Origin of the sequence: Acetobacter sp. AAB5, assembly GCF_050106715.1 — a bacterium.
Classification (GTDB): domain Bacteria; phylum Pseudomonadota; class Alphaproteobacteria; order Acetobacterales; family Acetobacteraceae; genus Acetobacter; species Acetobacter oryzifermentans.
In genome coordinates this window covers 108,525-120,557 of the sequence record NZ_JBNIEW010000006.1, presented here as the reverse complement: position 1 = coordinate 120,557, position 12,033 = coordinate 108,525, and the positions used below count along the sequence as shown (strand labels likewise).

11 protein-coding genes are annotated in these 12,033 nt (G+C 53.8%); 9 read left to right on the top strand and 2 right to left on the bottom strand.

The features are described from left to right. The first annotated feature begins 16 nt into the window (after positions 1–16). Complete coding sequence (gene ppdK / locus ACP7IZ_RS07940; RefSeq protein WP_426848625.1) at positions 17–2,692, top strand: pyruvate, phosphate dikinase; 2,676 nt, start codon at positions 17–19, stop codon at positions 2,690–2,692. Positions 2,693–2,742: 50 nt separating this feature from the next. Further along, on the top strand, positions 2,743–3,567 hold the full coding sequence (locus tag ACP7IZ_RS07935; RefSeq protein WP_426848624.1) for a pyruvate, water dikinase regulatory protein: 825 nt from the start codon (positions 2,743–2,745) through the stop codon (positions 3,565–3,567). 50 nt (positions 3,568–3,617) lie between these two features. On the opposite strand, the gene ACP7IZ_RS07930 is transcribed toward ACP7IZ_RS07935, so the two are convergent. Further along, entirely contained in the window at positions 3,618–4,043 is a 426-nt protein-coding gene (locus tag ACP7IZ_RS07930; RefSeq protein ID WP_426848623.1) for a hypothetical protein, read from the bottom strand. 206 nt (positions 4,044–4,249) lie between these two features. On the opposite strand from ACP7IZ_RS07930, the gene ACP7IZ_RS07925 reads away from it, so the two are divergent. Beyond that, positions 4,250–4,849, top strand: a complete 600-nt coding sequence (locus ACP7IZ_RS07925; protein WP_426848622.1) for an IMPACT family protein — start codon at positions 4,250–4,252, stop codon at positions 4,847–4,849. Here the strand turns inward: ACP7IZ_RS07925 and ACP7IZ_RS07920 are convergent. Further along, entirely contained in the window at positions 4,846–5,250 is a 405-nt protein-coding gene (locus tag ACP7IZ_RS07920; protein WP_006117435.1) for a hypothetical protein, read from the bottom strand. The two genes, ACP7IZ_RS07925 and ACP7IZ_RS07920, sit on opposite strands and share 4 nt — an antisense overlap. A 291-nt stretch (positions 5,251–5,541) precedes the next feature. Here ACP7IZ_RS07920 and ACP7IZ_RS07915 point away from each other — a divergent pair, with 291 nt between their 5' ends. From ACP7IZ_RS07915 to ACP7IZ_RS07890, 6 genes are all read left to right on the top strand, one after another. After that, entirely contained in the window at positions 5,542–6,921 is a 1,380-nt protein-coding gene (locus ACP7IZ_RS07915; protein ID WP_006117437.1) for a class II 3-deoxy-7-phosphoheptulonate synthase, read from the top strand. An 80-nt stretch (positions 6,922–7,001) separates the two neighbouring features. After that, positions 7,002–8,249 carry a nicotinate phosphoribosyltransferase gene (locus ACP7IZ_RS07910; RefSeq protein WP_082823191.1) on the top strand — a complete coding sequence of 416 codons (1,248 nt, stop codon included), beginning with the start codon at positions 7,002–7,004 and terminating at the stop codon, positions 8,247–8,249. Then, complete coding sequence (locus ACP7IZ_RS07905) at positions 8,246–8,665, top strand: hypothetical protein (RefSeq protein ID WP_063354428.1); 420 nt, start codon at positions 8,246–8,248, stop codon at positions 8,663–8,665. Before ACP7IZ_RS07910 ends, ACP7IZ_RS07905 begins: the two co-directional genes overlap by 4 nt. 56 nt (positions 8,666–8,721) lie before the next feature. Further along, positions 8,722–10,050, top strand: a complete 1,329-nt coding sequence (gltX, locus tag ACP7IZ_RS07900; RefSeq protein ID WP_426848621.1) for a glutamate--tRNA ligase — start codon at positions 8,722–8,724, stop codon at positions 10,048–10,050. Between the two features lie 12 nt (positions 10,051–10,062). Continuing rightward, positions 10,063–10,692: an isochorismatase family protein gene (locus tag ACP7IZ_RS07895; RefSeq protein WP_426848620.1), complete on the top strand. Its 630-nt coding sequence runs from the start codon at positions 10,063–10,065 to the stop codon at positions 10,690–10,692. A 33-nt stretch (positions 10,693–10,725) separates the two neighbouring features. Continuing rightward, on the top strand, positions 10,726–12,030 hold the full coding sequence (locus ACP7IZ_RS07890; protein WP_426848619.1) for a lipoprotein pyruvate-formate lyase: 1,305 nt from the start codon (positions 10,726–10,728) through the stop codon (positions 12,028–12,030). The last annotated feature ends 3 nt before the right edge of the window (positions 12,031–12,033 follow it).

Sequence of the window (12,033 nt, the reverse complement as noted above, 5' to 3'; positions counted from 1 at the left end):
ATGAAGTGAACGGCACATGACCAAGTGGATCTACAGTTTCGGCGCAGGCCAGAGCGAAGGCAACGCCGGGATGCGCAATCTCCTCGGCGGTAAGGGAGCCAATCTGGCAGAAATGGCCAATATTGGCCTGCCCGTCCCCCCGGGGTTTACCATTACCACTGAAGTCTGCACGGCGTTCTACGAAAACGGACGGAAATACCCGGCTGAACTGGAATCCCAGCTTGAAGAAGCCATGGGTCTGGTTGAAAAAGCCATGGGTCTGCGCTTTGGCGATGCCAATGCCCCTTTGCTTGTTTCTGTCCGTTCTGGCGCACGTGTTTCCATGCCCGGCATGATGGATACAGTTCTCAACCTGGGGCTGAATGACAGCACCGTTGAAGGGCTTGTAAAGTCATCCGGCGATGCCCGGTTTGCATGGGATAGCTACCGCCGCTTCATTCAGATGTACGGCTCTGTTGTGCTGGGTGTTGCCCACCACCGCTTTGAAGATCTGCTTGAGCAGATCAAGCGCGCCATCGGCAAGGAAGATGATACATCTCTGAGCGCTGAGGAATGGCAGGAAGTCGTTAAAGGCTACAAACAGATTGTTCAGCAGGAAACCGGCACCGCCTTTCCTGAAAGCCCGAAAGAGCAGCTTTGGGGCGCCATTGGGGCCGTATTCGGCTCATGGATGAACCCACGCGCCAACACTTACCGCAAGCTGCATGATATTCCGGCAAGCTGGGGTACGGCTGTTAACGTGCAATCCATGGTGTTCGGCAACATGGGTGATGATTGCGCCACAGGCGTCTGCTTCACACGTGATCCTTCTACCGGTGAAAATATTTTCTACGGTGAATACCTGATCAACGCGCAGGGTGAAGACGTTGTGGCCGGTATCCGCACACCGCAGCCTATGGCTGCATCCCGTGCGGCTGAAGGCCAAGTGCCTATGGAAAAGGCCCTGCCCAACGCGTATCAGGAACTGCTAAAAGTGCGCGATCTGCTGGAACGCCACTATCGCGATATGCAGGATATTGAGTTCACGGTGCAGGCTAACAAACTGTACCTGCTCCAGACTCGTTCTGGCAAACGCACAGCCGCGGCCGCCCTGCGCATTGCCATTGATATGGCCAAGGAAAACCTGATCACGCAGGAAGAAGCCGTTAACCGCGTGCCTCCTGCATCTCTCGATCAGCTTCTGCACCCTGTGCTGGACCCCAAAGCAGAACGTCAGCTTCTGACACGCGGCCTTCCCGCTTCTCCGGGTGCGGCAACGGGCGTTATCGCGTTCTCTGCTGAGGATGTGGAAGACCGCGCTGCCAAGGGTGAAGATGTTATTCTGGTGCGTGTTGAAACCTCTCCGGAAGACGTGCACGGCATGCACGCTGCCCGCGGTGTGCTAACAACGCGCGGCGGCATGACATCCCACGCTGCTGTGGTGGCTCGTGGCATGGGCCGCGTGTGCGTGGCCGGTGCTGGCAGCATTGCTGTGGATTACAAAGCCCAGACCATGAAGGTAGATGGCCACACGCTTAAAGCTGGTGATTGGCTTACACTGGATGGTGGCACGGGTGCTGTTTACAAAGGCCGTGTTCCCACCATTCCGCCCACACTCTCTGGTGACTTTGCAACCCTTATGGGGTGGGCAGATTCCATCCGTCGCCTTGGTGTGCGCGCCAATGCTGAAACACCAGAAGATGCGGCAACAGCCCGTCGCTTTGGTGCAGAAGGTATTGGCCTGTGCCGGACTGAGCATATGTTCTTCGGCCCTGATCGTATTGGCCATGTGCGCCAGATGATTATGGCGGATGACAAAGCCACCCGCGCCAAAGCCATTAACGCGCTTCTGCCCTTCCAGCGGAGTGACTTTACAGAACTGTTCCGCATTATGGCGGGGCTACCTGTAACCATCCGCCTGCTTGATCCGCCACTGCACGAATTCCTGCCGCATGGTGAAGCAGAGCTGGAAGAAGTGGCCAAAGCGCTTGGGCAGGATGTTGAAACCCTGCGCGCCCGCCGGTCTGCGCTATCTGAAGCCAACCCAATGCTGGGCCATCGTGGTTGCCGTCTGGGTATTACATACCCAGAAATCTACGCCATGCAGGTGCGTGCCATTGCAGAAGCGGCCCTTGATATCGCCAAGGAAACAGGCAAGCCTGTTGCTCCGGAAATCATGATCCCGCTGATCGGTACCAAAGCAGAACTGGATCTGGTGCGTAAAACCTGTGAAACAGCCATTGCTGATGTTCTTTCTGAACGGAAGGCAGAGCTGTCTTACAAGATCGGCACCATGATCGAACTGCCACGTGCAGCCATTACGGCAGATCAGATTGCGCAGAGCGCAGACTTCTTCTCCTTCGGCACAAACGATCTGACACAGACCACCCTTGGCCTTTCCCGCGATGATGCTGGCTCCTTCCTGCCAGAATACGTGGAAAAAGGGCTGCTTCCGCAAGATCCGTTTGTCTCGATCGACCGCGAAGGCGTTGGCGCACTGGTGCGTATGGGTGTGGAAAAAGGCCGTGCCACCAAGCCCGACATCAAACTGGGCATCTGTGGTGAACACGGGGGCGATCCGCTTTCCATCTCCTTCTTTGAAGAAGTTGGGTTGGATTACGTCTCCTGCTCTCCCTTCCGCGTGCCCGTTGCCAGATTGGCCGCAGCACAGGCTGCACTGGCTGCCAAAAACAACAAGGCCGTAAAAGCCTGAACAAAAAGGTGGCCGCCTCTCACCGAGGCGGCCATTTTTGAATCTAGATCATGCAAAAAAAAATCACGCTCCACCTTGTCTCCGAAGCAACGGGCCAGACACTGGATTCCGTTGCCCGCGCCTGTATTGCGCAGTTTCCCAATACAGAAGTGCATCTGCGCCACTGGAACCTTATTCGCACGCAGCTTCAGCTCCGCCGGGTTTTGCGGCATATCGCGCTGGATCGTGGGCCAGTTATGTCTTCCCTGACAGACCCGACCTTGCAGGCTGATATGGAAGCAGGCTGTGCAAGCCTCCAGGTGCGGCTGTTAGATGTGCTAGATAACGCCCTGCACTTTCTTACGGAAGAAACGGGAGAAGAAGCTACGCTTCATCCGGGTGGCCAGTACATCATGGATGAAAACTATTATCAGCGCATTGAGGCCATGCATTATGTGCTGGCGCATGATGATGGGCAGGAAACCAAAGGTCTGAACGAAGCTGATGTTATTCTAGTTGGTGTCTCGCGCGTTTCTAAAACACCTACCTGCTTTTACTTGGCAAATCGGGGCCTAAAGGCAGCCAATGTTCCCTTGGTAATGGGCATTGAGCCACCGCAGGATCTGTTTACTACCAACAAACCCGTTATCGGGCTGACAATAGACCCAGAACGCCTTATTGAAATTCGCCGTAACCGTTTATCTCAAATGGTGCCATCCAAAGCCAAGATCGATCCAGTGGCAGATTATGCCTATATTGATCTGGAAAAAGTGCAGGAAGAACTACACTGGGCGCGCCGCTTGTGCCGCCGCCATAACTGGCCAGTTATTGATGTTACGCGCCGGTCTATTGAAGAAACATCCGCTGCTATTCTGGATCTGATTTCCGCCGGGTAAAAACACCTTCTTCTTCCTGCACGCATACAGAAAGAAGAAGGAAGCCCGTTCTAGTCAGCCATTTCTTCTGGGGTCAGGTGCTGGATGCGTATCGCCTGCCCTTGCGCATTATAATAAATAATGCTGCTTCCACGCCGCTGCGCATAACCATCTGGCTTGCCATCCTGTGTCCAGAACAACAACCGGTTGGCATCTGGTTGTTCCTGCACTTTATCGCCCTCTGGCTTATAGCGATATTTGCTAAAATCCTTGTGGGCACGGGGCAGCGGCGGCTTGGTTGCCAAATTGTGCATATCTGCCGGACGATGCGTTTCTGCATCGTCATCGTCGCCCAACCCGCCTTCTGCCATAGCAAAAGGCATATTCAGAATAGGTAAAGCAACTGCGCAAACACCTGCCAGAACCAAACACTTCTTACGCAACACAGGCACCATGCTGCTGCTTTCCTTTTTCTGCTCCACTGCTAGCAGATACATAATCTGCAAAGCCGCGAAATGCGATTGTTTCCATATATTGGAACAAAACGATCCTACACCCAACAGAGCAAGCCTGTTTTTCACCATCCTGTCATGCCATTTTACCAAAGAAACAACCTTAATAAGGCCATAACTGCGGCTTTCTCATCATACACTCATCAGAATACATATTTGCTGGGCTTTAGGCAGGCTGTATCATTAAGCGCATGACCGAAACGCTTCTCAGCCCCTTTACTCTGGAACGGGATATTAAAAAAAGCCGTTTTCTTGCCAATGCTACGCCCATAAACAGCATAGAAGAGGCCGAAGCTTTTATCAGCCGCATTGCAGCGGCGGGGCCAGATGCCACGCATCATTGCTGGGCGTGGCAATTTGGCCCACATTGCCGCTGCCATGATGCCGGAGAGCCATCGGGCACTGCTGGGCGGCCAATTTTACAGGTTGTTCTTGCACAAAAGCTTGATCGGGTTGCCATTGTGGTGTCGCGCTGGTTTGGCGGTATCAAGCTTGGGGCCGGTGGCCTTGTGCGCGCTTATGCTGGCACTGCGGCAGAATGTTTGCGAGAAGCCCCAAAAGAACCGCTGATAGACCGTATCAAACTGAGCTTTCATTGCCCGTTTTCATTGATCGGGCTGCTACAGTCTCGTTTACCAGAATGGGGGGTGGAGGCTGACACGCCAGAATTTGATGCTCTGGGTGCTCAATTTATTCTTACGCTGCCCACAGAATGGCAGGAAAACATCACTCAACGCATCACAGACCTGACGAATGGTCAGGCCCAGATACGCTTGGTAGAAGAAAATTAGCGCGGGATAACCCACCCGTTGCCGGTAGAATCCCCAACCTGCCCGGAACCAAACGGGCTGCTGCTCTGATAGGCAGAACCATATTTGGAAATATCGGAACCGGTTACCGAGTCACGATGCACCTTGGCCAGATGATCCGGGTCTGCGCCATGCTGAAAATCCATGGATGGTGCATCCTGATACCCAGGTGGCAGGTTACGATGCCCATGCACGGTCTTCTTTTCAGAAGACTGGCTCTGCTGGCCGTTAGAATCGAGGCTGCCAGAACCTTCAGAGAAGGAAACATTATCATCAGGCATCAGGGCTGGATCTGCATAAGCTGCAGAAATACCAGCCATAAGGCCAAATCCAACACATATGCCCGAAAGCACCGTTACAAACGGTTTACGCAGCTGCGCCATTGCGCGTTACCCCGCGAAAAAATGAAAATTTACCCTGCCCGAAAAACCGTTCCAGCCGGGTTGTGCTGGTGCTATATTGCACCAACATGGCAAAATGCCAAACCAAGCGGCCATATGCCCGCCATACATTAAAGGCAAGCGCACGCGTTTGGCATAAAGATGAAATTTGCCTATTGGCGCTGTTTTAGACATAAAGGCTTCCCCTTGGCATCCGTACGCGGGTGTAAGGTGCTTTATGTCTCTTTATTCAACCTCTGACCTGACCACCCTTAAACTGACAGGAACCGCGTTATGAGTGCAACGCTCACCCAGCCCAACCCGACGTCTGCGACCTGGATGCCGGATAGCTGGCGTTCGTTTCCCGTAAAGCAGATTCCCAGTTATCCGGATCAGGCCGCGCTTAAAACGGTTGAAGATCGGCTGAGTTCCTATCCGCCGCTGGTGTTTGCCGGGGAAGTACGCACCCTGCGCAACCATCTGGCACAGGCTGCTACCGGGCAGGCCTTTGTGCTGCAAGGCGGCGCATGCGCTGAAAGCTTTGGTGAATTCAAAGCCAACATCGTGCGTGATACCTTCCGCGTGTTGTTGCAGATGGCCGTGGTGCTGACATTTGGCGCCAAAGTGCCAGTTGTTAAAATTGGCCGTATGGCTGGCCAGTTCGCCAAACCGCGTTCTTCCGATACGGAAACCGTAAACGGTGTTACCTTGCCGTCTTACCGCGGTGATATCATCAACGGTTCGGATTTCACGCCGGAATCCCGTATTCCAGACCCTGTTCGTATGGAAACCGGATACTTCCAGTCCACCGGTATCCAGAACCTTCTGCGCGCGTTCTCTCACGGTGGGTATGCCAACCTGCATCAGGTGCATCGCTGGAATCTTGGCTTTGTTGAGCGTTCTCCGCTTTCCAACCGTTACCGCGTTATGGCGGAACGTATTGGCGAAACGCTGGCGTTCATGCAGGCATGCGGGCTGAACGCAGCATCTGCCCCGCAGATTGATGAAACAGAGTTCTACACCTCTCACGAAGCGTTGCTGCTACCTTATGAGCAGGCTCTGACACGCATCGACTCGACATCTGGTGAATGGTACGACTGCTCCGCCCACTTTGTATGGATTGGGGACCGCACCCGCCAGCCCGATGGCGCGCATGTTGAGTTCCTGCGTGGTGTGCGTAACCCTATCGGCATTAAGGTCGGCCCCACTACCAGCGTGGAAGACATTAAAAAGCTGACAGAAATCCTGAACCCGAAAAACGAAGCCGGGCGTATTACGCTTATCTCTCGTATGGGTGCAGATAAGATTACAGAAAAACTGCCCCCGCTTATGCGGGCCGTAAAAGCTACTGGGCAGACTGTAACGTGGCTGACAGACCCCATGCACGGCAACACCACCTCTACACAGCAGAAGATCAAAACACGCTCCTTCGATTCCATCGTGAAGGAAGTGAAAGGGTTCTTTGCTGTGTGTGCGGCAGAAAACGTACCTGCTGGTGGTGTGCATCTGGAAATGACAGGCCAGAACGTAACCGAATGCGTAGGTGGCGCGCATTGCCTGACAGAAGAAGATCTGGGCAACCGTTACGAAACCTTCTGTGACCCGCGCCTGAATGCTGAACAGTCTTTGGAACTGGCCTTCCTGATTGCGGAAGAACTCAAAAGCGAACGCTAAGGCATACACGCTTTTATGAACTCAGCCTGAACGCTCAGGCTGATCACAGAACCGGGGGGTGGGGTTTACCTTGCCCCCCGTTGTTCCCATCATCCCTGCAGCCCCAATGGCAGAAAGAGCAGATCAGGATGACGCATTCCTTCTCCAAACCTTCGGCAGGCGTCTGTTCCGCCCGCACAGCAGCACCGCTTCCCGATGCGGAAATTCGCGCGCGTACAGATTCCTATTTTAATCGTACCCGCCAGATTGTCGGCCGTTTTGGAGATTGCGAGGTTACATACGCCTTCTTTATCCGTCGCCCGGTTATTTCTGCTCCGGGGCTGATGCTGGAATGGCTGAAAAACGTTATGGCCCAGCGCCAAGCCCCCTACTCTGTCGATGTGGTGCACCCAGAAGGTGAATGGGTGGGCGCGGGTGAGCCGTTGGTTTACGTAACAGGCTCCTTTACCCACCTGGCTGATTTGGAAACGCTGCTGTTACAAAAACTTGGTAGCCCCTGTGTTGCGGCACATCGCGCTTATCAGATGGCACTTTCCCTGCCGCATACCCGCTTTTTAGCCATGGATGCCCGCCATTGTGCTGGGTATGAAATGCAGGAGCTTATGGCCTATGCGGCTTCTGTCGGGGGGCGTGAAGCGCAGGAAAACGGGGCTATCGGATTTGTAGGCACAGCCAATGATGCCGTTGCACCCTTTTTTGGCGGCACGCATGGCGCAGGCACCATGCCACATGCTTTAATTGGATATGCAGGTTCCACCGTGCGTGCGGCTGAAATGTTCCACGCGGAATTTCCCCATACCGATCTGGTTGTTCTGGTTGATTACTTTGGGCAGGAAATTACGGACGCGCTGGCCGTTTGCAACCGCTTTCCCAAACTGGCGGCAGAAGGCAAGCTGGCTGTAAGGCTGGATACACATGGCGGCCGCTTTATGCAGGGGCTGAATCCGCAGGAATCTTATGCAGTCGTCAACCGCCATGCGCCTGAAGCACTACGCCGTTACCGTTCTGATAAAGAACTGCGCTACCTGATTGGCACAGGCGTTTCTGCCGCAGCTATCTGGAAAATGCGCGAGGAACTGGATCACGCAGGCTTCCCGCATGTTAAAATTATTGCGTCTTCTGGCTTCGGTGTTACCAAATGCGCCTGTATGGCAGACGCACACGCCCCCGTTGATGTTGTGGGCACTGGCTCCTTTATTCCTGAACTATGGAACGAAACCTACGCCACAGCCGATATTGTCTCCTACAACGGCGTTGAACGGGTAAAAATCGGGCGGGAATTCCTGCTTCCCTCCTTCCGCAAAACCACCAAAGGCGAACAGACATGACCGACAAAACCGATACCGAAGACAAAACATGGAAAGTTCGCATTCTGGATCTTTCTGGCGGTGCGGAAGATAACATTGTGGAAGATGTTGGTGTTTTTCATGATCTGGCACACGCCAATGCATTTGCCCGCGCCTATGTGCGCGACAGTATAGAACGCTGCCGCACCCCCGGCGCCAGCGCCAAGGATGTGCTCACAACGTGGTTCAGCTTTGGTGAAGATGCTGTGGTACTGGATGCAGGTGAAGATGGCTGGCATTCCGCCAATGAGCTGGATGATTTTACAGCCCACCGCGCAACACCCATGGAACGAGACTGGCGTATGCTGGACCCGCGCCGGCTGGTTGAAGATAATGAAGACCTGACAGACCTTTACGCAGCGCCGGACGATGCAGATAATGGTGGCCACCAGCACTAACACAGCATAACGCTGTGGCTGGCCTTTCCTGTTCATTCGCGCCATAAGCTTCTGTCATGAAACTCCGTTTTGCTCCTAGCCCTACCGGCCTCCTGCATGTTGGCAATGCCCGTCAGGCACTTGCCAATGCCCTTTACGCCCGCCGCCACGGTGGCCAATTCCAACTTCGTATTGATGATACGGATATCGGCCGCTCCCGCGAGGAGCTGGTGGAAGCTATCCAGAAAGATCTGCACTGGATGGGCATTCAGTGGGATGAAACCTTCCGGCAGACAGAACGGCTGGACCGCTACGCTGCGGCCATTGAAAAACTGAAGGCCTCTGGCCACCTTTACCCCTGCTTTGAAAGTGAGCAGGAACTGGCCGCCAAGCGCGAAACACAGATCCGCCAGCGCCGTGCTCCGGTTTATGATCGTGCCATGCTGAAAATGACCCCCCAGCAGCGCGCACAGGCTGAAGCAAACGGTAAAGTACCCTACTGGCGCTTCAAGCTTTCCAACACCACCGTACGCTGGCGCGATATGGTGATGGGTGATTGCCAGGTAAAGCTTCCTTCTGTTTCAGACCCCGTTCTGGTGCGCACAGATGGCACAGTGCTGTACACACTGGCCTCTGTTGTGGATGATCTGGAAACAGGCATTACCCACATTATTCGTGGGGAAGACCACGTAACCAACACCGGCGTGCAGATTGATATTGCCCAAGCCCTTGGGGCACATCCTGATCACTTCCGTTTTGCCCATCTGCCACTGCTGCTTGATGAAAACGGCGGCAAACTTTCCAAGCGGTTTGATGCGTGCTCTCTGCGCACATTCCGGCAGGATGGCATAGAAGCAACAGCCCTTATCTCCTACCTTGCTCGCCTGGGGTCTTCGGATGACCCGGTGTTGCTGCCGTTTGATGAGCAGGCCAAGATCTACGATATCTCCCATATCTCCCGCTCTGCCGCTCGGTTTGATACCCGCCAGTTGCTGGCCATGAACCACAAACTACTGGCCCAGACGCCTTATGCAGATGTGGCAGACAGATTGCCTAAAGGGTCCACAGAGGCATTCTGGCTGGCTATTCGCGGAAATATCGAACTGCTTTCAGAAGCACGCCTTTGGCATAATGTAACGGATGGAGACATCATTCCCCCCGTGCAGGAAGGAGAAGATGACTTCCTGAAAGAAGCCGCAAGCCTGCTACCTGCCGAACCGTGGGATGAAACCACATGGAAGGCATGGACAACCGCTGTGCGTGAAAAAACAGGCCGTTCTGGCAAAGCCCTGTTTCACCCCCTTCGTCTGGCCCTGACAGGTGAAGAACAAGGGCCGGAACTGCGTGATCTTCTACCATTAATTGGCCGCAATCGCGCCTTGGCGCGGCTGCTCCCTTCTGCATAAAGAATAACACGCATGCTCCCGCAATCAGCGCCTTTCCCACCTACCTTTATACCGGGCAAAAGGGACGCGCTGATTGTAGTGGATGTGCAGAACGATTTTCTGCCAGGCGGTGCCCTGCCTGTGCCTGAAGGCCACGCCATTGTGCCTGTTATCAACAAATTGGCACGTTTACCTTTTGGGTTGATCGTGACCTCGCAGGACTGGCACCCATCTGATCATGTTTCTTTCAACACCCACCATCAAAAGGGTCCGTGGCCACCGCATTGTGTAGCCCATACATATGGGGCAGATTTTCCCAAAGATTTACACCTACCTGAACATACCCTGCATGTGTTCAAAGGTGCGCAGGCCGATCAGGATAGCTACTCTGCTTTTGGGGCCAAAACAGAATCAGGCCTATTGCTGGATACAGTTTTAAAACAACATGCCATCATGCGTGTTTTTGTGTGTGGCTTGGCATTGGAATACTGCGTACAGGCCACAGCAATAGATGCACAAAAAGCCGGATATACAAGCGTGCTTCTAACAGATGCCACCAAAGGGTTAGAGGCTGATCCCGCCAGTGCTCTTACGGCCTGTCAGGCAAAAGGCATTTTGCTGTATTCTGGTTTACAATTACACACATCTTGCCCAACACGCTGATTCATACCCTACGCAAACCAGCCAGAGGTTTTTATGCGTAACAGTTTTTCTCGCCGTCGTTTTGGTCTTTGCTGTGCTGGTATGGGCATTTCTGCTCTGGCTGGACCACCCATTGTTGCACGTGCAACATCCATTCCCGAACTGATGGAACGCGAACCGCCCATGCTGGAAACCCTTAAATGGGCGCCGCATGTGCATAAGGCCATTCAGAACGTTATCAACGCCAACGGGCAATATTCTTCCATCTATAACCCGCAACGTCGGCCTTATGTGGTGGTGGACTGGAACAACACAACCATTGTGGGCGATGTGCAGGAAACGCTGTTCCTCTACATGCTGGAACACTTCAGCTTTCTGATGCGTGCAGATGAATTCCGGCACCTTATCCACGTGCATGCGTTTGCGCACCCCTTGCCCGCACCCTTTTTTAATATGGCTGGGCAACCCGTTTCCTTCCCGGTGTTGGTGGATGATCTGATAGAGGATTATCGTGCGCTGGCGGCCCGTTACGGGCATATGCCGCATCCGCTCCCACGTGATGTGCTGGCAAAAGATATTACTCTGCAAGCTTTTCGGGCCAGAATGGCCTTTTGCCAGCAGGCCGTTGCCACACTGCACGGGCCAGAAGCCGCACAACGCTGGATGATACGGCTAGTGGCTGGGCAAACGGCAGCAGATGTTATTGCCCTAAGCCGCGCGGCAAATGAATGGTGCCTTGGGGCCTCCATTACCACACAAACGTGGGAATGCCCGACAGAACGCCCCGGCAAAGCTGGCCCTGTATCTGCCAAGGTTGTGCAGGCCCTACGGCTTACGCCAGAAATGGCCAACCTGTTCCAGATATTGCAAGAACACGGCATAGACCCGGTTATCTGCACCTCCGGCATGGAGGATATTACTGCATTGTTCGCGACATCGGCAGAATATGGATACAACCTGCCGCGTGAGCATGTTTTTGGTGCACGTTTGGCTGAGCGCAAAAAAATCCTGCTTTCTACCGAGGCTACTCATTACCCCTTCCCCGCAGATGCTGGCAAAACAGCCATTATTCACAAATATTTTGTCGCAAAACGGCAGATGCCCCCGTTAATGATTTTTGCGGGGGAAGACTGCTCCGCCCATATGCTGGACGCTTTTCCTGATACCAAGCTGTGTTGCCTGATTAACCGCAAACAATCTGCCCCTATGCAGAAATTTCTACAAAAGGCTGCACAATCTGCATCAGACACCACGCCCCGCCAGTTTTACCTGCAAGGACGTGATGAAAACACAGGAGAATGGTTGCCAGAAGAAGGCAGTATTCTACTTGGTGAAACCAATCCTTCTTTACCCACCTGATGT